The organism is Nocardia africana NBRC 100379 (assembly GCF_001612635.1).
GTDB classification, from domain to species: domain Bacteria; phylum Actinomycetota; class Actinomycetes; order Mycobacteriales; family Mycobacteriaceae; genus Nocardia; species Nocardia africana.
In genome coordinates this window covers 441,717-467,682 of the sequence record NZ_BDAV01000007.1, presented here as the reverse complement: position 1 = coordinate 467,682, position 25,966 = coordinate 441,717, and the positions used below count along the sequence as shown (strand labels likewise).

2 protein-coding genes are annotated in these 25,966 nt (G+C 70.1%); both read left to right on the top strand.

What is annotated here, in order from left to right; all coding sequences use genetic code 11:
* Positions 1-802: 802 nt before the first annotated feature.
* Positions 803-25,180 carry a non-ribosomal peptide synthetase gene (locus NA3_RS13835; protein WP_084491527.1) on the top strand — a complete coding sequence of 8,126 codons (24,378 nt, stop codon included), beginning with the start codon at positions 803-805 and terminating at the stop codon, positions 25,178-25,180.
* Positions 25,174-25,965 (top strand): FkbM family methyltransferase, encoded by a 792-nt coding sequence (locus tag NA3_RS13830; protein ID WP_062963972.1) that lies wholly within the window; start codon positions 25,174-25,176, stop codon positions 25,963-25,965. The genes NA3_RS13835 and NA3_RS13830 overlap by 7 nt, the downstream gene beginning before the upstream one ends.
* Position 25,966: the final 1 nt, after the last annotated feature.

Below are 25,966 nucleotides of genomic sequence, written 5' to 3'. Positions count from 1 at the left end.
CGCGGGGTCCTTCGCCGAATCGGCCCCTTCGGAAGGTTATGCTCGGAGCCCGTCGGATTTCACGGCGAGTGCGGGACAGCAAAGCCGCTGTTCAGTAGTATCGGCAAGGTGTGGTACAACGGTTTTCCGCACAGCGTGGACCGTAACAGGTCACTCCGCACGGCGTCGTCGTGCGGAGAGGGGAAACAAGGCTCGCCGGGGCGGTCTTCCCGGGTCGGAGGCAATGCCGACACAAGCTTTCGAAACCGTGGCGTAGCGGGGGGATCGACCCGCTCGACACTGAGCCTTCCACTTTAATACGGACATTTCGCTCGTAGTTCCGACCCATTCGACAGGCCTTCATATGCCTTGTGCGGGTGGGGCTTTCGGGCCGTCTCAATGTCGTGGCGGCATGTCGTGATGGTACGGCGAAGAGTTGTCGCGCAGTGCTCGCCGAGCTCGGCGAGAGGGGATTCTCAGCAACGCAGGGCAGGCGCTCGGTACCTATAACGCCACCAATCGGGCAGTGGCTCCTTCACCCGCTGGGCGGCGTCATGTGCACTGAAACGCGGGTTTATCGGCATCGATGACGGGCGCTCATGTCGGCCCGTGGAATGTCGGTAATCCGGCAACTCGGTGATTCGGCAACACGGTGAATCGGTAACACGGTGATTCGGTAAACGCGGGAAATCGCAAATGTAATTGCATTCGCAATCCGATGGTACAGCAACGGGGAATTCCGCGCACGGAAACACAGGCGGGTGTGCGCTGCTCCGTGTCTCGGAATTCGAGGAGGGGTTAGACGATGAGTCCGGATTCAGCCATGCCTTCAGACCGAAATCCTGATCTGATTCCGCTTTCCAGAGCGCAATACGGAATGTGGCTGGCGGACAACCTACCCGGCGGACCGAACGTCAACATCGCCCACTACGTCGAGATCGACGGGCCCATCGACTACGCCGCCTTCGGCAAGGCGATGAACGACGCCGGCCACGAGACCGAATCGATGGTCGTACGGGTGGTCGAAGTCGGCGGTCGTCCGTATCAGTACGTGGACCGCGGCATCGTCTACGACGAGCCGCTGCTGGATCTCACCGCGACCGCCGACCCCTACGCGGCGGCGATGGACTGGATGCGCCGCGACTACAGCACCAAGGCCGTCGACCTGGCCCGGGACCGGCTCGTCGCGACGAAACTCATCCGGATCGGTGAGGACCGGTATCTGTGGTACGCGCGCGCACATCACCTCGTGATCGACGGCTACGGCGCGTTCAACCTGCTCAACCGCGTGGCCGAACACTACAACGCGCTGATCGAGGGCCGGCCGCCGACGCCACTGGCAGCGCCCCGGCTGACCGAGATCATCGCCGCGGAGCACGACTATCGGACGAGTCGGCGGTTCGAAACCGACCGGGCGTACTGGCTGGACAAGGCGGCCGGCCTGCCGCCGGCCGCAAGTTTGGCCGGGCGCTCGGCCAAGTGGAGCGAGGACGACCGCTACGCCGGTCGTACGCTGCCGGCGCCGCTGACCGCGCGGCTCGACCGTTTCGCCGGCGAGTTGCACGCCTCCCCGGCACAGGTGCTCGTGGCCGCGTTCGCCGCGTTCCTCGCGCGCATGACCGGTACCGGCGAGGTCGTGCTGTCGCTTCCGGTGTCCGGGCGGGTGACGAGGCGCTTGCGCAATGCCGCCGCGATGCTGGCCAATATGGTGCCGATCCGGTTCAGCGCGGACCCGACCACGACGGTGAAGGAACTGATCCGCGCATCGGTGTCCGAACTCGTGCTGGCCATGCGGCATCAGCTCTACCGGTTCGAGGATCTGCGCCGCGAGTCCGATGCTGTCGACGCGGCGGCGAGCTCGTTCGGCCCGATCGTCAACATCCTGTTCTTCGATTCCGAGATCCGGCTCGGCGAAGCGATCGGACGCTACCGCGCATTGACCTCCGGCGCCCTGGACGATCTGCAGCTCAATATGTACCGCTCCGGCGCCGACGCACCGCTGTCGGTGGAACTGCACGGCAATGCCAACCTGTACGGCCAGGACGAACTCGACGCCCATGCCGGCCGATTCGTCGACTTCCTCGATCACATGACGAGCTCGCCCGCCGATGCCCGGCTGATCGACATCCCGCTGGTCGATCCGGCCGAGCAGCGGCGAGTGCTCGGCGAACTGGCGGGCCGCGACGGGACGGCCACGTCGGCGACACTCGTCGACCTGCTCGCGCGGCAGGCCGCGGTGTCGGCATCCGCCGTCGCCGTCGACGACGGATCGACCACGCTGACCTATCGCCAACTCGACGAGCGCTCCAACCGGTTCGCGCGCAGGCTCATCGCCCTCGGGGCCGGGCCGGAAACGCTCGTGGCCATCGCCCTGCCGCGAGATGTCGATCTGGTCGTCGCCGCCCTGGCTGTCGTGAAGTCCGGCGCCGGATATCTGCCGCTGGACGGCGCCCACCCACTCGAGCGGCTCGACTACGTGCTCGGCGACGCCGGACCGGTGGCCCTGGTGACGAACCGGAGCATGTGCGATCGCCTGCCGGAAACGGGCCGCGTGGTGCTGCTCGACGACGACGTCACCGATAGCGGCGAACCGATCACGGATGCCGAACGTGCCCGTCCGCTGCGGCCCGGCAACGTCGCCTACGTCATCTATACCTCGGGCTCGACGGGGCGGCCGAAGGGCGTATCGATCACCCATCGCGCGGTCGCCGGCTACCTCACCGACGCCACTGCCGAGATCGGTGTAGGCGCCGGTGACGTGTGGACGCTGTTCCATTCGTTCGCCTTCGACTATTCGGTCTGGGAGATCTTCGGTGCGCTGATCACCGGCGGCCGGATCGTGGTGGTCGACGGTCCTGTCAGGCGCTCACCGGACGAGATGGTCCGCCTCGCCGCGCGGAAGAAGGTGAGCGTTCTCAGCCAGACGCCGTCGGCTTTCCACCAGTTCACGGCCGCGCGACAGCGTTACGCGGACGCCGGGCAACCGGACGGCGAGCTCGCCCTGCGCCTCGTCGTCCTCTCGGGCGAAGCGCTGGACCCGGCGAGCCTGTCCGACTGGTACGCCCGGAATCCGGACCTGCCGGTGCTGGCCAACAGTTACGGCATCACCGAAACCACGGTCTTCGTCACCTACACTCCGCTGGCGCCCGAGCGCGCCGTACCCGGCGCCCCCAGCATCATCGGCCCGCCGCTGCCGGGCCTGCGCGTATACGTCCTGGACGAGCGCCTGCGGCCGGTTCCGCTGGGCGCGTGGGGCGAAATCTATGTCGCCGGAACGCATCTCGCCCGTGGTTATATCGGCCGCCCCGGGCTCACCGCAGGACGCTTCGTCGCCGACCCGTTCGGCGCGCCGGGTGAGCGGCTGTATCGCAGTGGTGACATCGCTCGCCGGAACGTCCACGGCGAGTTGGAGTATCGAGGACGGGCCGATCGGCAGGTGCAACTGCGCGGGTTCCGGATCGAACTCGACGAGATCCGCGCCGCGCTACTGAGCCACAGCTCGGTGTCCGCCGCGGTCGCCGACGTCCATCTGCCCGGGACCGACGCGGCCCGGCTGGTGGCCTACGTGGTGCCGGCCGGCGACGCGGTCTGCGCGCCCGAACAGTTGCGCACCCACGTGCGTTCGATACTGCCGGACTACATGGTCCCGGCTCACGTCGTCGTCCTCGACGCACTGCCGTTGACGGTCAACGGCAAGGTGGACTATCGCGCGCTGCCCGAACCGGACCCGGGTTCGGCAGCGGCCTACGTCGCGCCGCGCACGGCCGTGGAGGAGACCATCACCGATGTCTTCGCCGAGGTCCTGGGCGTCGACCGCGTGGGGGTGCTGGCCAACTTCTTCGAGCTGGGTGGCAATTCGCTCACCGCCACCGGCGCCGCCGTGCGGATCGCCGAACTGACCCGGTGCGAGGTGTCGGTGCGCGAGCTGTTCGAGAAGCCGACCGCGGCCCAGCTCGCCGCCCATATCGACGGCGCCCGCCGGTCCGCGCGGCCCGCGCTGCGGCCCCAGCCGCGAGTCGATCCCATTCCGCTCGCACCCGCGCAAACCCGGATCTGGCTGCTCAACCAGATCGAGCCCGAATCGGCGGCATACAACATTCCGCTGGTGCTGCGGCTGTCCGGACAGCTCGACACCACCGCCCTGCGCGCCGCACTGGCCGATGTGATCGAGCGACACGAATCCTTGCGCACCGTGTATCCGGCCGTGAACGGCCGAGGCACCCAACTGATTCTGCCGTCCGAGGAGGTCGTCGCGGACCTGGACGTGACGCCGCGCAGCGTCCCCTCCGACGAACTCGACCACCGGATCGGCGAGCTGGTGTCGGCCGGAACCGATGTGCGTCGCCGGCCGCCGATCCGCGTCGCACTGCTCGCGACCACCGATCACCGGCACGTGCTGGTGGTCGTCCTGCACCACCTCTGCTGCGACGGGTCGTCGCTGCCGCCCCTGGCGGCCGATTTCGCCGCCGCCTACCGGGCGCGGGCGCAGGGGCACGCGCCCGACTGGCCACCACTGCCGGTGCAGTACGCCGACTACAGCATCCGGCAACGCATACTGCTGGGCGACGACGACGATCCCGAATCGCTCGCCGCGCGTCAATTGCGCTATTGGACAGAGCGATTGACGGGCATGGCGCGACCGCTGGAACTGCCGGTCGACCACCGGCGGCCGGATGGGCTGTCCCTGCTCGCCGAGGTCGTCGACACCGCGATCACCGCCGAGACCTACGCGGGGATCGAGCAGCTGGCCCGCACGGCGAGAGCCACCACCTTCATGGTCGTGCACGCCGCGCTGGCCGTACTGCTGGCCCGGCTGTCGGATTCGACGGATATCACCATCGGCACGCCGGTCGCGGGCCGCGGGGAACGCGCGCTGGAACCGTTGATCGGCATGTTCGTCAACACCGTGCCGCTCCGGACACAGGTGCGTGACGACGAAACGTTCGCCGACTTCCTGGCTCGGGTCGAAGACATCGATATCGGCGCGTTCGCCCACAGCGACCTGCCCTACGAACGGGTCGCCGACGCGATCGAGCCGATGGCCGCGGTCTCGCGGGACCCGCTGTGCCGGGTGTATCTCGCGTTCGACAACATGGACCGCCCGACCGTCGACCTGGCCGGGGTCACCGCCGAGGTCCTGGATCCGGGTCCGCAGCCGGCGAAGGTCGACCTGATCGTCACCGTCGCCGAGAATGCCCGGGCGGCAGGCGATCTCCCGGTGCGGATCAATTACGCCACCGACCTGTTCGATCGGGGCACGGTCGAGGAATTCGCCGCGCGCCTGCACCGAATTCTCGATTCGGTCGTGCGTGATCCGGGTCAGCGGGTCGGTGCCGTCGATGTGCTGTCGGCCGAGGAGCGCGCCGTGCTGGTGCCGGCGTCCGGTGGCCGTGCCGAGGCGCCGCGCGTGCTGGCCGACCTGCTGACGGTCCGCGATCCGGAGGCCGTGGCGCTCGTGTCCGGCGCGCACACCCTGTCGTACGGGGAGCTGGACGCCCGGTCGAATCAGCTCGCTCGCGTACTGATCGAGTACGGAATCGGCCCGGAGGACCGGGTGGCGCTGGTGCTGTCACGGTCGGTGGACCTCGTGGTGGGGATGTGGGCGGTGGCGAAGACAGGGGCGGCGTTCGTCCCGGTGGATCCGCGCAATCCCGGCGAGCGTGTCGCGGTCGTGCTCGCGAACGTGCGGGTCGCTGTCGCCGTGACGACGACCCAGGAGCTGGTGCCGCACACCATCGAACGGGTTGTGCTCGACGCTCCGCGTACCGAGGCCCGGATCACCTGCCGTTGCGCGGCCGCGGTGACCGACGATGACCGGATCCGCCCGTGCCGGGCGTCGAATACGGCGTACGTGGTGTACACCTCGGGTTCGACCGGCGAGCCGAAGGGCGTGGCCGTGACGCACGCCGGCGTGGCGAATTTCGCTGCCGAACAACGGGATCGGTATCGCATCGGCAGTTCGGCGCGGGTCCTGCAGGTGGCGGCGCCCGGCTTCGACGCGCTGGTGCTGGAACTGCTGATGGCACATCCGCACGGTGCGGCGCTGGTGATCTCGCCGCCGGACGTCTTCGCCGGCGCGCCGTTAGCGGAATTGATTCGCACACAACGGATCTCGCACGCGTTCCTCACGCCCAGCGTGCTGGCGACGATGTCGCCGGCCGATGTCGGGCTGTTCCGCGTGCTGGTGGCGGGCGGCGAGGCGGTGTCGGCCGACACCGTCGCGGTGTGGGGTCCCGGCCGCCGGTTGCACAACGGCTACGGGCCGACCGAGACCACGATCATGGTGGCGATCAGCGATCCCCTCGAGCCCGGTGACCGGGTGACGATCGGCCGTCCGATCCGCGGTGTGCGAGCGCTGGTTCTGGACGAGCGGCTGCGGCCGGTGCCGGTCGGGGTGACCGGGCAGCTGTACATCTGCGGCATCCATCTCGCCCGCGGATACCTCGACCGGCCCGCGGACACGGCAGCGGCGTTCGTGGCCGATCCGTTCGGACCGGCGGGAGAGCGGATGTATCGCACCGGCGATCGAGCGCGCTGGACCCCCGAACGCACCCTCGAATACGCCGGGCGCACCGACTTCCAGGTGAAGATCCGCGGCCGGCGCATCGAACTCGGGGAAATCGAGGCCGTCCTCGCCGGCCATCCGGACGTGGCCGCCGCGGTCGCGGTGAGCGTCGAGACCGACGGCGGAGTGCGGCTGGCCGCCTATCTCGCGCCCTGCGGCGACGGCATCGATGTGGCCGCCGTGACGTCGCATGCCGCGCGCCACCTGCCCGCGCACATGGTCCCCGAGGCGATGACGGTGCTCGACGCCCTCCCGCTGACCTCGGTGGGCAAGGTCGACCGCACCGCCTTGCCCGCGCCGGTATTCGACAGTGCGCGAGCCGATTTCGTCGCCCCGCGCGATGCGGCCGAACAGCTCGTCGCCGATGTGTGCGGCACCGTGCTGGGTATCGACCGGGTCGGCGTCGCCGACAACTTCTTCGCCCTGGGCGGTAATTCGCTGTCGGCGACGCGGCTGACCGCGCGCCTGGGTGCGGCATTCGGTATCGAGGTGTCACTGCACACCGTCTTCGACGCCGCGACCGTCGGGGACCTGGCCGCCGCGCTGCGCACCATCGACGCGCCCGGGCGGGAACCGTTGCTCCCGCAGCCGCGCCCGGCGCGCATTCCGCTCTCCCCGGCCCAGGCCCGGATGTGGTTTCTCAACCAGTTCGACACCGGCTCCGCGCTGTACAACATCGCCCTGGTGGTGGGTATGTCGGGACCGCTCGACGTGGCGGCCATGCGCGCGTCCGTCGCCGACGTGCTGGGCCGGCACGAAGCGTTGCGAACCGTGCACCCGGACAGCGATACCGGGCCCTACCAGCTGATCGTGCCGGTGCGGGAGGCGTTGCCGCAGCTGGAGCCGGTGGCGGTTTCCGCGGCGGAACTCGGGGCACGGATCGACGCGACGGCCGCCGCCGGATTCGACGTCACCCGCGAGGTCCCGTTCCGGATCGCGCTGCTGCGCACCGCCGCCGAGGACCACACACTGGTTCTCGTCGTCCACCACATCAGCTTCGACGGATCCTCGCTCGCCCCGCTGGCCGCCGACCTGATGACCGCCTACGAGGCGCGCCGCCGGCAACAGGCGCCCCAGTGGGAGCCGCTGCCCGTGCAGTACGCGGATTACGCGCTGTGGCAAGGCAAGCGGCTCGGCACCGAAGACGATCCGAGCGCTCCGGCCGCCGTTCAGGTCGACTACTGGCGCACGGCGCTGGCCGACCTGCCCGAGGTGCTCGACCTGCCCACCGACCGTCCCCGCCCGGCGCGGCAGAGCTTCCGGGGTGCGACGGTGTCCTACACCCTGCCCGCCGACCTCGGGCGTGAACTCAGCGCCCTGGGCCGCTCGTGCGATGCCACGATTTTCATGGTGCTGCACGCGGCGTATGCCGCACTGCTGGCACGGCTGTCGGGCGGCGACGACATCGCGGTCGGCACACCGGTGGCGGGGCGCGCCGAACCGGGGCTCGAGCGCCTGATCGGCATGTTCGTCAACACCCTGGTGTTGCGGACGCGCATCGATCCCGGCGCGTCCTTCCGCCGCATCGTGGAGCAGGTCCGGGCCACCGATCTCGCCGCCTTCGGCCATGCCGACATCCCGTTCGAACGTCTCGTCGAGGTGCTGAATCCGCCGCGCTCCACGGCGCATGCGCCACTGACCCAGGCGGGTTTCGCGTTCCACAACATCGACATTCCGACGGTGCGATTCGAAGGGCTGACGGTCGATGTCCGGACCGCCGACCCGAGCGTGGCGAAATACGACCTGCACCTCAATCTCGTCGACACCGCGCGACGCGACGGCGAGCCCGGGGCGATGGATCTCGAATTCTCTTATGCGACAGACCTGTTCGACGAGTCCACGATTCGCTCGATGATCGACCGATTCGTGCTGTTGCTGCGCGCGGTGGCCGACCGGCCCGATCGGGCGATCGGCGATATCGATCTGCTGAGCGAGCAGGAGGCACGCGAGCTGGCTGCGCGGGAGACCGGCGGATCCATGACGCCGTCCTCGGCGACGATCGCCGAGCTGTTCGCCACCCAGGCCGCGGCGACACCGCGGGCTGCCGCCGTCCTGGACACCGAGAACGGCACGCGGCTCGACTACGGGGAGTTCGCGGCCCGGGTCAACGCGCTCGCGCGGACATTGATCGAACGTGGAGTGGGCCCGGAAACCGTTGTCGCCGTGGCGATGCAGCGCTCGGTCGACCTGCTGACCGCCCTCTACGCGATCCATGCCGCCGGTGGGGCGTATCTGCCGGTGAATCCGGAACACCCACTCGATCGTGTGCGCGCCGTGCTCACCGCGGCACGGCCCCGGGCGGTACTCACCCGCCGATCCGACGCGGCGAACCTGCCCGAGGACATCGCGGTCTGGGACTTCGCCGAACTCGGCGCCCGGCCGGGCGACACCTCGCCGGTGACCGACCGCGACCGGCTCGCGCCGCTGCGTCCGGAGAATCTGGCCTACGTCATCTACACCTCTGGCTCGACCGGAGTGCCGAAGGGTGTGGCGGTATCGCATGCCGCGGTGGTCAACCAGCTGTGCTGGCTGCGCGAGCACTACCGGCTGGGCGGCGACGTCATGCTGTTGCGGACCCCGGTCACCTTCGATCTGTCGGTGTGGGAACTGTTCTGCGCCTTGACCTGTGGCGCCGAGCTGGTGATCGCCGGCCGGGGCGCGGGCGCCGATCCGGAGGAGGTGGCGCGGTTGATCGCCGAACACCGCGTCACCACAGCCGATTTCGTGCCGTCGCTGCTCGCCGCGTTCGAGGAGACCGCGGCCGGTCGCCGGTTCCCGGATCTGCGACGCGTACTGTGCATCGGCGAGACGCTGCCGGCCGAGACCGTGCGTCGGTTCCGGGAACTCGGCGACGCGCGGATCGACAACCTCTACGGGCCGACGGAGGCGGCGGTCAGCGTCACCGCCTACCACGTCGACGGTATCGACAGCGGCACGGTGCCGATCGGTACACCGGAGCCGAATGTCGTGGTGCACGTTCTGGATTCGCGCCTGCATCCGGTCCCCGCCGGTGTGACGGGGGAGCTGTATCTCGGCGGCGTCCAGCTCGCTCGCGGCTATCATCACCGCCGGGATCTGACCGCCGCGACCTTCGTCGCCGATCCCCTCGCCGGTGTGCCCGGGGCCCGCATGTACCGGACCGGTGACCTGGTTCGGTGGGGGAAGGGTGGCGTCCTGTGCTATATCGGGCGCGCCGACGACCAGGTCAAGATTCGCGGCCTGCGGATCGAACCGGGCGATGTCGAGGCGGCGTTGCTCGCTCACGACCAGGTGAGCGCCGCAGTGGCACATGTTTGCGCCGACCGGGGCGAGCAACGCCTGATCGCCTACGTGGTCGCACCGGAAACAGTGGATGCCCGGCAGCTTCGCCGCCTGCTGCTGGACCGGCTGCCGGCCTATATGGTGCCCGCCGCGATCATCCGGATCGATGCGGTGCCGCTCACCGCGAACGGAAAGATCGACTACCGGGCGCTGCCGGTTCCGGGCGCGATCGGACATGCGGAATACCGTGCGCCCCAAGGGATCGTGGAGCAGACGGTCGCCGCGGTCTTCGCCGAACTGCTCGGCGTGCCGGCCGTGGGCGCGGACGACGACTTCTTCGACTTGGGCGGCAACTCGCTCGTCGCCACCCGCGCCCTCAGCCGGATCGGCGCTACGCTCGATGCGTCCGTACCGGTGCGGATGATCTTCGAAGCGCCCACGGTCGCCGAACTCGCCGAACGCATCACCCGGCTGCGAGGCGTACCCGCGCTGCCGGCCCCGGCACCCGGGCCACGACCGGACCGCCTGCCGTTGTCGACGGCGCAGACCCGGATGTGGTTCCTCAACCAGTACGACCCTCGAGCGCCGGGATACAGTGTGCCGCTGGCGGTTCGGCTCGAGGGCGCGCTCGACGCGGACGCACTGGCGGCCGCGGTCGGCGATGTGGTGGAACGGCACGAGAGTCTGCGCACCGTGTACCCGGCGGTCGACGGCGTGCCCACACAGGTGGTGCTGGATCCGGCCGGCGTCGTCGAGGACTGGGACCTGACGCCCCAGCGGATCGACGAGCGTGAACTGGGCGAGCGGTTGGCCGCGCTGTCGGCCACCGGATTCGACGTGTCCGCGGCGGTGCCGGTGCGGGTGGCACTGTACCAGCTGTCGGACACCGTCCGGGTGGTCGCGATCGCGGTGCACCACATCAGCTGTGACGGCTATTCGGTGGCGCCGCTGGCCGCCGATCTCGTGGCGGCATACCGGGCGCGGACCGGCGCCCCATCGCCGGACCGGCCGCCGCTGCCGGTGCAATTCGCCGACTACGCCCTGTGGCAGCGCGCGGTCCTCGGCTCACCCGACGATCCCGAATCACCCGTGGCTCGCGACATCGCCTACTGGCGAACGCGTCTCGCCGGCATCCCTGAACTACTGGAACTGCCCGCCGACCGGCCGCGCCCTGTCGAGCAGAGCCACCGCGGCGCGCTGATCCGCGTTGACATACCGGCAGAACTGCAGAGCCGGATCGAATCGCTGGCCCGGCGCGCCCGCGCCACGACGTTCATGGTGGTGCACGCGGCGCTCGCGATACTGCTGTCGCGCCTGTCCGGCAGCGACGACGTCACCGTCGGCGTACCGCACGCGGGACGCGGCCATCGGGTGCTCGACGACCTGGTCGGCATGTTCGTCAACACCTTGGTCCTGCGCACGCGCGTCACGCTCGACCGGACGTTCACCGGACTGCTGGACGCGGTGCGCCGCAGCGATATCGAGGCCTTCGACCACGCCACCGTGCCGTTCGAGCAATTGGTCGACGCGCTGCGCCCGGCCCGCTCGACCGCGCATTCGCCGCTGTTCCAGGTGATGCTGGCCTATCAGAACATGGTGCGGGCGCGCGTGGAGCTTCCGGACCTCACCGTCGAAACCCTCGATCCGGGTGACAGTTCCGCGATCTACGACCTGCTGTTCATGGTGACCGAGGACCACGGTCGCGACGGTGAGCCGGCCGGTATGACGCTGCGACTGACCTATGCGACCGACCTGTTCGACGTGGATTCGGCGCAGCGTTTCGCGGACCGGTTCGTCCGCCTGCTCGACGGGCTCACGGCCGACCCCGACGCGCCGCTGGGTGAGCTCGACCTGCTCGATCCCGCCGAACGGCACCTGGTGCTCAAACGCTGGAACGACACCGGCGACGCGATGTCGGTGGGCCGGACCCTGGTGGACGGCTTCGACGAACAGGTGCGGCGTACTCCGCACGCTCCGGCGATCCTGCCCGCCGACGGTGACGCGCTGACCTACCAGGACTTCGCCGACCGCGTTCACCGGCTGGCCCGCTGGCTGATCGCGCGTGGCGCGCGTGCGGAAACCCTTGTGGCCGTCGCGGTTCGGCGCTCGGTCGACCTCGTGTCGGCGCTGTACGCGGTGCTGGAGTCGGGCGCGGCCTTCGTGCCGATCGATCCGCAGCAGCCGAGCCGGCGCATCGCCGATGTGCTCGACGCGGCCCGGCCGCTGCTGGTTCTCACGACCTCGGCCGACGGCGACGGCCTGCCGCCGGGATGTCCGCGGGTGGACCTGGATCGACTGGATCTGTCCCGACTATCCGGCGACCCGATCACGGATGCGCACCGGCGAGCGCCCCTGCGGCCGGACAACGTCGCCTATGTCCTGTTCACCTCCGGCTCCACCGGTGTACCCAAGGGAGTGGCGCTGACCCACGCCGCCACCGCGAGTCAGCTGGCCTGGGCGCAGCGGCAGTGGCCGCACGACGCCGGCGATTCGGTGCTGTTCAAGACGCCGGTCACCTTCGACATCGCGGTGTGGGAGCTGCTGTGGCCGTTGCGGACAGGTGCGCACATCGTGATCGCCGAACCCGATGGGCACCGCGACCCGGCCTATCTCGCGCAGTGCGTCGCGAGCCGGGAAATCACCACGGTGCACTTCGTCCCGTCGATGCTCGACGTCCTCGTCGAAGCCGCCGGCGACGCCGAGTTGCCCTCGGTACGAAGGGTTTTCGTCGCCGGTGAGGCGCTGGCGCAATCCACCGTCGATGCCGCGGCGCGGGTGTTCACCGAGGCGGAGGTGGTGAACTGGTACGGCCCGGCCGAGGCGGAGGTCGTCACCTCCGCGCAATGCTCACCCGGCGCTGCTGTCCCCGCGACGGTCCCGATCGGCGCACCGGTCTCCGGAATGCGGGTGTACGTGCTGGACCGGAGGCTGTGCGCGGTGCCGGTCGGCGTCGTCGGCGACCTGTACGTCTCGGGTGTGCAAGTGGCGCGCGGCTACCACGGCCACGCCGACCTCACCTGCGCGGCGTTCGTCGCGCATCCGTTCGGCGCACCGGGCGAAAGGATGTACCGCACCGGGGATCTGGTGCGATGGACAAGATCAGGCAACCTGGACTTCCTGGGCCGCAGCGATTTCCAGGTGAAGGTGCACGGCCAGCGCGTCGAGCCCGGCGATATCGAGGCGGCGGCGTGTGCCCTCCCGGAGGTCGCGCGCGCGGTCGCGATCGCGACCGCGGAGCGAATCGTGGCCTATGTGACGCTCACGCCGGGGGCGGTGATCGACGGGCGCGCGATCCGGGACCGGCTCGCGCGCCTGCTGCCGTCGTATCTGATTCCGGCCCGCGTCGAGGTGCTCGACCGGATGCCGCTCACCGCGAACGGCAAACTCGACCGGGGCGCGCTCCCGCAACCGGAGTTCGACGACACCGCGGAATTCGTTCCGGCGCACACCGAACACGAAGCGGCACTGGCCGATATCGTCGCCGCGATCACCGGCGCGGAGCGGGTGAGCGTCGCGGCGAACCTGTTCGAGATCGGTGTCGACTCGCTCTCGGCCGCCCGGGTGGCCGCGCGTGCCGAGGCGGCGCTCGGGGTGCGGGTGGGGATTCGCGATATTTTCGAGGAGCCGACGGTGGCCGGATTGGCGGCTCGCCTCACGCAGCGCGCGCGATCGTCGCTGATGCCCCTCGCGCCGCGGCCGCGCCCGGCCACGGTCCCGCTGGCGGCGGCGCAACGACGGTTGTGGTTCATCAACCAGTTCGATCCCGCGTCGGCGGCCTACAACATCGGCTTCGCGGCGCGGTTGACCGGCGCACTGGACCTGCGCGCGCTGCGTGCGGCGTTCGAGGACGTGGTGGGCCGCCATGAACCCCTGCGGACGGTCTACCCCACGGTGGCCGGCGAACCCTGTCAGGTCGTGCGGGACGTGGCCGCCGTGGCCGAGCTCCTGGCGCCGGATGCGGAGCCGGTCGAGGAGTCCGTGCTGCCGGAGCGGATCCGGGAGACCGTCGAGGCGGGCTTCGACGTCTCGGCCGAGGTGCCGGTGCGTGCGCGGGTGTATCGCACCGGACCCGCGCAGCATGTCCTGGTGCTGGTCGTGCATCACATCGCCGCCGACGGCTCGTCGATGGCGCCGTTGGCCCGCGATATCTTCACCGCCTACGCGGCGCGCGTGAAAGGTGAAGCGCCGCACTGGGAACCGCTTCCGGTACATTACGCGGACTACACGCTGTGGCAGCGGGAGGTGCTCGGCGCCGAGGACGATCCGGCATCGGTGACAGCGCGCCAGGCCGCCTACTGGACGGCGGCTCTGGCCGACGCGCCGGAGCTGCTGGATCTGCCCACCGACCGGCCGCGGCCCGCGACCATGTCGATGGCCGGGGGCGGGGTGCGGTTCGACATACCGCCGCGGCTGCACGACGAGATCGTGCGGCTGGCCCGCCGCGAGGGCGTGACCGTCTTCGTCGTGCTGCATTCCGCGCTGGCGATCGTGCTGTCGCGCACCGCGCACACCGGCGACGTGTCGATCGGCACGCCCGTGGCAGGGCGCGCAACGGCCGCGCTGGACGATCTTGTCGGCATGTTCGTCAACACCGTCGTGCTGCGCACGCCGGTCCGCGACGACATGTCGTTCACCGAGCTGGTGGCGCAGGTGCGCGGCATCGACCTCGAGGCGCTCGCCCACGCGGACCTGCCCTACGAGCGGCTGGTCGATCTGCTCGACCGGCCCCGGTCCACGGCCTATACGCCGCTGTATCAGGTGCTGTTCGGGGTGCAGAACACCGCGGCGGCCCGGTTCCGGCTGCCCGGCGTCGAGGTGGAGCTGATCGATCCCGGTGTCGCCCAGGCCAAGACCGATCTCACCGTTCTGCTGACCGGCCACCCCGACCGTGCCGGGGCCTCCGGCATGGACGGCGAAATCATCTACGCCACCGACCTTTTCATCGAGTCCACCGCGCGGGGGCTGGCCGACCGGTTCGTTCGCGTACTCGACGCGGTGGTCGGCGATCCGGCCCGGCCGGTCGGGGATATCGCGCTGATCGGCGCCGAGGAGGCCGCGCGGCTGGTTCCGGCACGCGGCGGCGCCGCACCCGCACCGCGGCTGCTTCCGGAACTGCTCGGCTCGGCCGTGGCCACCGCTCCGGAGGCGATCGCCCTGATCGACGGCACTCGCACGCTCACCTACCGGGAACTCGACGATCGCGCGGAAGAGCTTGCCGCCCAGTTGTTCTCGATGGGCGCGAAGCCGGGAGTATGCGCGGCGCCGGCGGTGCCGCGGTCGGCGGACTATCACATCGCCCTGTGGGCGATCGTGAAGACCGGCGCCACCGTCGTGCCGCTGGACCTGCGCTATCCGCCGGAGCGGATCGCCTATCTGGTGCACGACTCCGGGGCCGGCCTCGGTGTCACGACAACCGCCGCGCGCGACGCGCTGCCGGACGATGTGCGCTGGCTGATGCTCGACGCACCCCGGACTCTGGGCGAGAGCGCCGTGAAACGTCCCCGCGCCCCGCGGCTTCAGGATGTGGCCTACGTGATCTACACCTCCGGCTCGACCGGGACACCGAAGGGGGTGATGGTCACCCACGAGGGGCTCGCCGCCTTCGCAGCCGAGCAGCGCGACCGCTATCGGGTCGAACGCGCCTCGCGCATCGTGCAAGTCGCGTCACCGGCCTTCGACGCGGTCCTGCTCGAAGCGCTGATGGCACACGCCGCCGGCGCGGCGCTCGTGGTGGCGCCGCCGGAGGTGGTCGGCGGCGCGGACCTGGCCGCGTTGATCGCGGCCCACCGGGTGACGCATGCGTTCCTGACGCCGAGTGTGCTGGCGACGATGTCTCCGGCCGAGCTCGATACGGTGCGGATGCTCGCGGTCGGTGGCGAGAAGGTGGCGCCCGACCTGATCACGACCTGGGCGGCCGGGCGGCGGCTGCATCACATCTACGGCCCGACCGAGACGACGATCGTGATCACGATCAGCGATCCGGTGGGCCCGGACGACACCCTCACCATCGGCGGGCCGATCCGCGGCGCGGAGGCGGTGGTGCTGGACGCGCGGTTGCGGCCGGTGCCGATCGGGGTACCGGGTGAGTTGTACCTGTCGGGCGCGGCGCTGGCACGCGGATACCTGAATCGCCCCGCCGTCACGGCGGCGTCGTTCGTGGCGAACCCCTACGGTGTGCCCGGAACCCGGATGTATCGCACCGGCGATATCGTCCGCTGGACCGCGCAGGCCACCCTGCAGTACGTCGGCCGGCTCGATTTCCAGGTCAAGATCCGGGGCCAGCGGGTCGAGCTGGGCGAGATCGATGCCGCATTGCTCGCCCATCCGGCCGTCGCCACCGCGGTCACCGTGACTCGCACCGGCCCCGGCGGCCGGACCGTGCTCGCGGCCTATGTCACCACCGATTCCGCGACGACCGCCGCGCCTGGTGACATCCTCGAACGGCTCGCGGCCGCGCTGCCCGCTCATATGGTGCCGGCGACCCTCACCGTCCTCGACCGGTTGCCGCTCACCTCCACCGGCAAGGTGGATCGAAAAGCGTTGCCGGAACCGGACTTCGATGTCACGGGCGAGGGCCCGGCGGCGATCGAGGACGAGCTCGAACGCACGGTGGCCGCAGCCTTCACCGATGTGCTGGGTGTGCGCGGAGTCGGCGCTACCACCTCGTTCTTCGCCCTGGGTGGCGACTCCATCATGTCGATCCAGCTGGCGTCGCGGTTGCGGGCCGTCGGAATCGGCGTGACGGCGCGAGATATCTTCGAGCACAAGACGGTTCGCGGACTGGCGCAGATCGCGCACGCGCCCGCGCGGGCCACGATCGAGGAACTGCCCGGCGGCGGCGTGGGCGAGATCACGCTCACGCCGATCGTGGCGTGGTTCGTCGAGCACCTCGGCGCACCGGCACGGTTCGCCCAATCCGTGCTGGTGCGGTTGCCGGCAGACGCGCGGGTCGACGACGTCCGCGCGACCGTGCGGGCGGTCGTCGACCATCACGACGTGCTGCGCTCGCGGCTGCGGGCGGGCCGCTGGGATGTGCTGCCGCCGAACGCGTCCGAGAGCGCCGGATCGGTCTCGACGCGCACCTTCGGCGCCGGCGAGAGACCCGGTTCCCCGGGCTTCGCCGCTGTGGTGGAGGCGGCCTGCGCCGCGGCGGTCGACCGGCTCGACCCGGCGACCGGCGCGATGGCGCACGTCGTCTGCCTGCTGCCGGAACCGGGACTGGACGCGGAGGCACGCGCGCTCGTCGTGATCCATCACCTGGCCGTCGACGCGGTGTCATGGCGAATCCTGTTGCCCGACTTCGCGACCGCCTGGCAGCGGATCGTCGCCGGCCGCCCGGTCGAGTTGGCCGCACCCGGCACCTCGATGCGGCGGTGGGCCGACGCGCTGGTCGCCGCGGCGGCCGCGCGGGCCGGGGAATTTCCCCTGTGGCAGCGGATCTGCTCCGCCCCCGACCCGATACTCGGACGCGCGACGATCGATCCCGCGCTGGACACCCAGGCGACGGTGCGGCATCTGACCGTCACACTGCCGGTCGAGGTGACCTCGGCATTGCTGCACGACGTGCCCGCGGCGGCGCACGGCGCTGTCGACGATGCGCTGCTGACGGCGCTGGCCGTGGCGGTGCGGCGCTGGCGCGAACGCCGCGGCATCGTCTGTCCTGCAACGACTGTCATGCTCGAGGGACACGGTCGCGAAGAAGGAATCGCCGAAGGGGCGGACCTGTCCCGCACGGTCGGCTGGTTCACCACCCGGTACCCGGTGGTGCTCGACCCCGACGGGACCGACGCCGCGGAGATGCCCGCTGCGGTGAAATCCGTCAAGGATCAGTTGCGTGACATCCCGGACAAGGGAATCGGTTACGGCCTGCTGCGCTATCTCGATCCCGCCATAGCACAGCGATTCGCCGAACTGCCCGAACCGCAGATCGCCTACAACAACCTCGGGCGTATGGGCGTCGAGGGCACGGATCCGGCGGATCCGGCGTGGGTTCCGTCCGGCGAAACCTTCGATCAGCGCGCGGCCTTCGAGCCGGAGATGCCGGCGGCGGCGGTGCTCACGATCGATGTGAACATTCTCGACACGGCCGCCGGACCGCAGTTGTCGGCGTACGTCGGCTACGCCTCCCGGCTGCTCGACGGCGACGAGGTCGGCGAACTCACCGATGAGTGGGTCGAGGCCCTCACCGCCATCGCGGCCGCCGCCGATCGGGACTGGGGGCTGAGCCGCGCGGATGTGCCGTTGGTCGACGTGACTCGCGATGATCTCGACGCGTTCGCCCGCCGCTACGGCCGGCTCGACGACGTGTGGCCGTTGGCGCCACTGCAGGCCGGGCTGCTCTTCCACGCCGAAGCCGCCGCGGGCCGGCTCGACGTCTATCTCGCCCAATCCGTGCTCACCCTCACCGGAGAAGTCGACCCGGCCCGGCTCCGGCGCGCCGCGCAGGCCCTGCTCGTCCGCCACCCCAACCTGCGGGCCGCGTTCGCGCGCACCGCCGAAGGTGTTGCGGTGCAGGTGATTCCGGATGTGGTCGAGGTCCCGTGGCGGCAGGTTGCGCTCTCCGGTGCCTCCGAGATCGCGGCCCTGCTGGATGCCGAGCGGGAATCGTGCTTCGCTCCGGCGGAACCTCCGCTGGTGCGCTTCGTGCTCGCCGAACTGGGGCCGCGCGATGTCCGGCTGATACTGACCGCCCACCACCTGCTGCTCGACGGATGGTCGCTGCCCTTGCTGTGGCGGGAACTGATCGGCCTGTACGCGGTCGACGGGCGACCCGGGCCGATGCCGGATCCGGCCTCCTACCGTGACTATCTGGAATGGCTGGCTCGACGCGATCGCGCCGCGAGCGTGGCGGTGTGGCGCGACGCGCTGCGCGATGTCACCGAAGCCACGCTGGTCGCCGATCCGCACGCCGATGCGGCCGCGACCATGCCGATCGATCTGGCCGTGCGGGTCGACCGCGAGGTGAGCGCCGAGCTGGCGCAGTTCGCGCGGTCGCACGGGGTGACGATGGCGACGGTCGTCCAGTTCGCCTGGGCGGTGGTCGTGGGCAATCTCCTCGGCTCCGACCGCGTCGTCTTCGGCAGTACCGTGTCCGGCCGGCCCGCCGACCTGCCCGGCGTGGAGTCGATGATCGGACTGTTCATCAACACGATTCCGGTCGTGGCCGAACTGCGCCGCGAAGAGACGCTCGAGCAGGCCCTGACGCGGCTGCAGGCCGGCAATACCCGCCTGCTCGACCACCACTATCTCGAACTGCCGCGGATCCTGTCCGCGGTCGATGCGGCATCACTGTTCGACACGCTGGTGGTATTCGAGTCCTACCCGGTCGACAGCAGCGGACTGGGCGCCGCCGACATCGACGGGATGCGGGTGGTCGCGGCGGACGGTCGCGACGCCGCGCACTACCCGATCACCGTTCAGGCGCACCACACCGACCGGCTGCACATCCGGTTGCGCTACCGCCAGGACCAGGTCACCGACGCGACGGCATCGGGTTTGGCCGGCCGGATCGGGATGGTGTTGCGGGCGATCGGGCACGACCCGAGTACACCGCTGATGTCGCTGGATCTGCTGGACCGAGCCGATCGCGACGCCGTGGTCCCCGCCACCGGCGGCGCCGCGGCCGCGCCGCAGCGCGCGGACCGGTTGCTCGCCGCCGGTGTGTGGTCGAATCCTGCCGCGCCGGCGGTGATTTCGGGCCGGCAGACGATGTCCTACGCCGAGCTGGACGCGCGTTCGAACCGGCTGGCGCGGTCCTTGCTCGAGCGCGGGATCGGCCCCGGCGACCAGGTCGCGCTGGTGATGCCGCGGTCGGCGGAACTCGTCGTGGGCCTGTGGGCGACGGTCAAGACGGGGGCGGCGTTCCTGCCCGTCGATCCGCGCAATCCGGCCGAACGCGTCGCCCACATGCTCGCGGATTCCGATGTGCGAGTGGCGCTCACGGTCGCGGCCGTGCGAGATCTTGTACCGGACACCGTATTCCCACTGGTCCTCGACGATCCGCAGACCGAGATCGCGATCGCCGCGAAATCCGCGGCCACCGTGACCGACGCGGAACACGTGCGGACACCGCGGACCGCGGACGCGGCGTACGTGATCTACACCTCCGGGTCGACCGGCGTGCCCAAGGGCGTCGTGGTCACGCACGAGGGTCTGGCGAATTTCACCGCGGTGGTGCGCGACCGCTTCGGCATCGACACCGGCTCGCGGATCCTGCACGCGGCGGGCCCGGGCTTCGATGCGATGGTCCTCGAGGTACTGCTGGCCAATCCCCACGGCGCGGTGCTGATCGTCGCGGGACCGGACGCCTACGCCGGCGACGATCTGGCGGCTGTTGTTCGGGCACAACGGGTGACGCACGCATTCCTCACGCCGAGCGTGCTGGCCACCGTGTCCCCGGACGGCATGGAGTCGCTGCGCGTGCTCGTGGCGGGCGGAGAGGCGGTGACCCCGGAGTTGGTCGCGGTGTGGGCGCCGGGCCGGCGGCTGCTGAACGGGTACGGGCCGACCGAGGCCACCATTTTCGCCGCGATCAGCGCGGCGCTGGCACCGGGGGCGGCGATCACCATCGGCGCCCCGATCCGCGGGATGGAGGCCGTCGTGCTCGACCCGTGGCTGCGGCCGGTGCCGGTCGGCGTGGCGGGGGAGCTGTACCTGGCGGGTCCGCAACTGGCGCGCGGGTACGCGAACCGGCCCGCGGCAACCGCGACCGCGTTCGTCGCGAATCCGTTCGGCCCGGCCGGTTCTCGCATGTATCGCACCGGCGACCTGGCCCGCTGGACACCGGACTACACGGTGGAATACCTCGGCCGCCGCGACTTCCAGGTCAAGATCCGCGGTCAGCGCATCGAACTCGGCGAGATCGAGGCCGTGCTGGGGGAATATCCCGGGATCGACCGGGTCGCGGTCACCGTGCGCGCCGACGAGCACGGCACCGGCCGGCTGGTCGGATATCTGGCCTGCGACGCAGGTGTCGATCCAGACGATGTCAAAGCCGTTGCGCGCCAACGGCTGCCGGCGCATATGGTGCCCGATGTCGTGCTGCGTATCGCCGAACTTCCCCTGACCGCGACCGGCAAACTGGACCGGGCGGCGTTGCCCGCACCGGACTTCGCGGCGCGTCGGCGCCGTATCGCTCCCGGCACCGACACCGAACAGCGCATCGCCGACATCTTCGGAGACGTCCTGGATGTCGGTGACGTCGGGGCGACCGACAACTTCTTCGAGCTCGGTGGCACCTCGCTGTCGGCCACCCGGGCGGTCGCGCGCGTGCGTACGGCGCTGGGTGTGCACGCGGGCATCCGGGATCTGTTCGACGCCCCGACGGTCGCCGAACTGGCCGCGCGGCTCACCGATGCCGACCGGGCCGTCGCGGCGCGGCCGGTTCCGCGTCCCCGCCCGGACCGCATCCCGCTCTCGCCCGCACAGCAACGGATGTGGTTCCTCAATCGCTTCGACACCTCGGTCGGCGCGTACAACATTCCGCTGGTGATCCGGTTGCGGGGCGACCTCGATGTCGACGCGCTGCGCCGGGCGTGCGCGCTGGTCATCGACCGGCACGAATCGCTGCGGACCCGGTTCCCGATGATCGACGGCGCCCCCTGCCAGGTCGTGGTCGCCGCCGACGAGGTCGCGCCCGCGCTGGTCCCGATCCAGATCGGCGAACAGCAGGTCCTCGAGCGCGCGGCGGCAGTGGTGTCCGCGGGCTTCGACGTCACCCGGGAACCACCGGTGCGTGCCGAACTGTTCGCCCTCGATGACCGTGACCATGTGCTGGTCATCGGCGTCCACCACATCTGCGCCGACGGGCAGTCCATGCTGCCGCTCGCGCGGGACGTGGCGGTGGCGTACGAGGCGAGTAAAAAAGGGAGACAACCGGATTGGCCGCCGCTGCCCCTGCAGTACGCCGACTACGCGTTGTGGCAGCGCGAGATGCTCGGCGACGAGTCCGACCCGGACTCGCTGATCTCCCGGCAGCTGCGTTTCTGGACCGGCACTCTGGCCGGGCTGCCGGAACTTCTCGAACTGCCGACAGATCGGCCCCGGCCGCCCGTGGCGTCCATGCACGGCGGCACCCTCGATTTCGAGCTGTCCGCCGACCTGCACACCCGAGTCGAGGCCCTCGCCCGGGCGGGGAACGCCACGGTGTTCATGGTGCTGCACGCCGGGCTGGCGGTCCTGTTGTCGAAGCTGGCCGCGGTCGGCGATATCGCCATCGGCACCCCGGTCGCCGGCCGCGGCGACCGTGAACTCGACGATCTGATCGGCATGTTCGTCAATACGCTGGTGTTGCGGACACCGGTGGCGTCGCGGCAGGGGTTCGCGGAGCTGCTCGCCACCGTCCGCGATACGGATCTGGCGGCTTTGGCGCACGCCGACGTGCCCTTCGAAGAGATTGTGGAGGAACTGAATCCGCGTCGTTCGACCGCGCACATGCCGCTGTATCAGGTGACGCTCGACGTACAGGATCTCAGTGCCGCCGCCCTGGAGCTGCCGGGGCTCACCGTCGAACCGATCGAAGAGGGCTTCGATCAGGCACGCGCGGATCTCAACGTCAAACTCGTCCCGCGGCGCGATGCCGAGGGCCGGCCGGGCGGGATGACCGGCCGCCTCACCTTCGCCACCGACCTGTACATCGAGCAGACGATGCGGCGATTCGCGCAGGCGTTCGTCCGCATCCTGGAGCAGGCGACCGCGAATCCCGCTGTCGCCGTGGGTGATATCGATATCGTCGCGCCGGACGAACGCCGCCGGATACTGGCCGCTGCCGGAACCGACGGCACCGCGGTCGCGGAGCAGACCCTGTCCGAGCTGTTGTCGGCCCGCGTCGCGGCCCAGCCCGACGAGATCGCGGTGAGCGACGGTACGGCACAGCTCACCTATGCCGAACTGGATCGCCGGGCGACCCGGCTCGCCGCCCGCCTCGCCGCACACGGCGCACGACCGGAAACGCTGGTGGCGGTGGCGCTGCCACGATCGGTCGATCTGATCGTCGGGCTGCTCGCCGTCGTGCGCGCGGGCGCGGCCTATCTACCGCTGGACACCGCGAATCCGCCGCGCCGCCTGCGCTTCGTCATCGACGACGCGCGCCCCGTCGTGGTGCTCACGTCCGCCGACCTCGCCGCGCAGGTGCCGAAGTGCGCGACGCCGTTGGTGTCGATCGACGATGCCGAGATCGAATTCGACGCCGGCAGCGCGCGGGCGCCGGTGGCCGCGCGACCGGACAACCTGGCCTACGTGATCTACACCTCCGGGTCGACCGGCACTCCCAAGGGCGTGGCCGTCACCCACCGCGACGCCGTCACACTGCTGACCCACGCTGCCGAACGGTTCGACATCCGCCCCGGCGACGTGTGGACGATGTTCCATTCCTACGCATTCGATTTCGCGGTGTGGGAAATGTGGGGTGCGCTGCTGACCGGCGGCAGGCTGATTGTCGTCGACCGCGACACCTCCCGCTCGCCCGAAGCGCTGGTGGAACTCGTGGCGCGCGAGGGCGTCACCATCTTGAGCCAAACCCCGTCCGCCTTCTACGGTTTCGCGGACGCCGAACGCAGGTATCGGGAATCGGGTTGCGGCTGTGGTGATCTCGCGCTCCGCTACGTTGTCTTCGGCGGTGAGGCCCTGGATGCGTCGCGATTGTCGGGGTGGTTCGCCGCCCACGAGCCCGGCTCACCGCGGTTGGTCAATATGTACGGGATCACCGAAACCACGGTGCATCTGACCTTCGCCGAGCTCGATGGTCCGGGCGCGGACCGGATCGGGGTGCCGCTCCCGGGCCTGCGGATCTACGTGCTCGACGAGCGGCTGCGCCCCGTGCCGGTCGGGGTGCGCGGCGAAATCTACGTCGCCGGAGCCCAACTCGCGCGCGGCTACCTGCGCGCACCCGCGCCGACGGCGAGCCGTTTCGTGGCGGATCCGTTCGACCCGGCCGGCGGCCGGTTGTATCGCACCGGCGACCTCGGCAGCTGGCGGGAGACCGGCGACGGCCTGGAACTGACCTACGCCGGTCGCGGCGACGCGCAGGTGCAGTTGCGCGGGTACCGGATCGAGCTGGGGGAGGTCGAGTCGGCGCTGCTGCGGCATCCGTCCGTCGCGCGGGCCGCCGCGGCCGTGCATCGCCACGAGCGCGAGGTCGACCAGCTGATCGGATACGTCGTCGCCGCCGACGGACAGCGCCTCGATCCGGGGGAGGTCCGGGCGGCCGCCGCCGAGGTGCTGACCAGTTACATGGTGCCCTCGACCGTGATGGTGCTGGCCGATCTGCCGCTGACGGTCAACGGCAAACTCGACCGAAAAGCCTTGCCCGCGCCCGATTTCGGCACGGCGGGGCAACGGTTCGTCGCACCGCGCACGCGCACCGAGAAGGTCATCGGCGAGGTGTACGAGCAGATCCTGGGGGCCGCGCGGGTCGGGGCGACCGACGGCTTCTTCGATCTGGGCGGCAATTCGCTGCTGGCCACCATGGCGGTGACCGAATTGCAGACGCGCGGTGTGACGATCGACCTGCCGTGGATGTTCGAGGATGCGACCCCGCAGGCGCTGGCCCGCCGAGCCGACGACTCCGACGGCGCGTCCGGCTTGACCGTGCTGCTGCCGTTGCGCGCGAACGGATCCGGGCCGGCCGTGTTCGCCGTCCATCCGGCGGGCGGCCTGGCGTGGTTCTACGGCGGACTCGTCGAACATCTGCATCCGGATCGCCCGGTATACGGCCTGCAGGATCCGCACGTGGTAGCCGGCGAACCGGCCGCCACCTCGGTGAACGAATTGGCCGACCGCTATGTGTCCGAGATCCGCCGCGTCCAGCCCACGGGGCCCTATCACCTGCTGGGATGGTCGCTGGGCGGGCAGATCGCGCACGCGATGGCGGTTCGGTTGCGCCGCGACGGGGCGCGGGTCGGCGTCGTGGCCCTGCTCGACAGTGCGGCGGCTGCGCTGTCGCAGCCGCCGGCCGCGGCCGGTGAACCCGCGCCGGGGCAGCTGATGGCCGATCTGCTCGGCGGCTGGCGGGAATTGTTCGACCTGGGTGACGAGCTGAAGGTGAGCACCCACGACCAAGCGTGGGATGTCATCCGGGGACAGGTGATCGCGACCGGACTGTTCACCGCCGAGCAAACGGACCGCGTCATGGACAGCTTCCGCACCGCGAGCGATATCTCCGCCGCTCATCGTCCGGACGTCTTCGACGGTGACCTCATCCTGTTCACCGCCGCACGGGACCACCCGGACCACGACGCTCTCGCCGATACCTGGCGGCCCTACGTGGGCGGCGACATTCACAACGTCGTCGTCGACGCCCGCCATCTCGAAATGAGCCATCCCCGTGCGCTGGCCGTCGTCGGCCCCGTCCTCGAAAGGTTCATGGAACAATGCTGACCACTCTGCAACACGTGCGACTCGATGACGGCAGAACGGTGACGTGCACCAGTCCTGCCGAAGCCAGAATGCTGTGGGGAGAGACGACCGCTGCGGACGGATTCTATCGGCGCGCGGCCGAATTCCTCAGTCCCGGCCAGGTCGTCCTCGACATCGGCGCCAACATCGGCCTGAGCGCGATGATGTTCGCCGACACCTGCCCCGGAACCCGGGTGATCGCGGTCGAACCGGCGCCGATGACGTTCCGATGTCTGGACCGCAATATCGCGGCGCATGTGCCCGGCGGGATAGCGCTGCGCACCGCGGTCGGCGCCATGCCGGGAACCCGGGCCTTCACCTGGTACCCACGCGCGACGGCGAATTCCGGATTCTTCGCCGATCGCGCGGCCGACGACGAGGCGACCGCCATCTATCTGCGCAACAACGGGCTGGACGACAAGGCCATCGCGGTCATCACCCGAGGGCTGCACGACGGCGTGCAGCTGGAGGTCGGGGTCACCACGGTCTCGGGGATTCTGGATCAGCACTGCCGAGGGTGCGAGATCGGCCTGCTCAAAGTCGATGTCGAACGCGCGGAACTGGATGTGCTGCGCGGGATCACCGACGCGGACTGGCGACGCATCCACGTCGTCGTCGCCGAGGTGCACGATCGCGACGGCCGCCTGCGCGAAATCTGCGATCTGTTCACACGTCGGGGCATGTCGGCGCAGACCCGCCAGGACCCGCATCTGGTCGGCACCGAAATGCACGAGGTCTTCGCCGTCCGGCCGCGCATCGATCGGTGAA

Coding starts and splice junctions, on each gene's coding strand:
- NA3_RS13835 (WP_084491527.1), top strand. CDS start 803: ATGCCTTCAGACCGAAATCCTGATCTGATTCCGCTTTCCAGAGCGCAA.
- NA3_RS13830 (WP_062963972.1), top strand. CDS start 25,174: ATGCTGACCACTCTGCAACACGTGCGACTCGATGACGGCAGAACGGTG.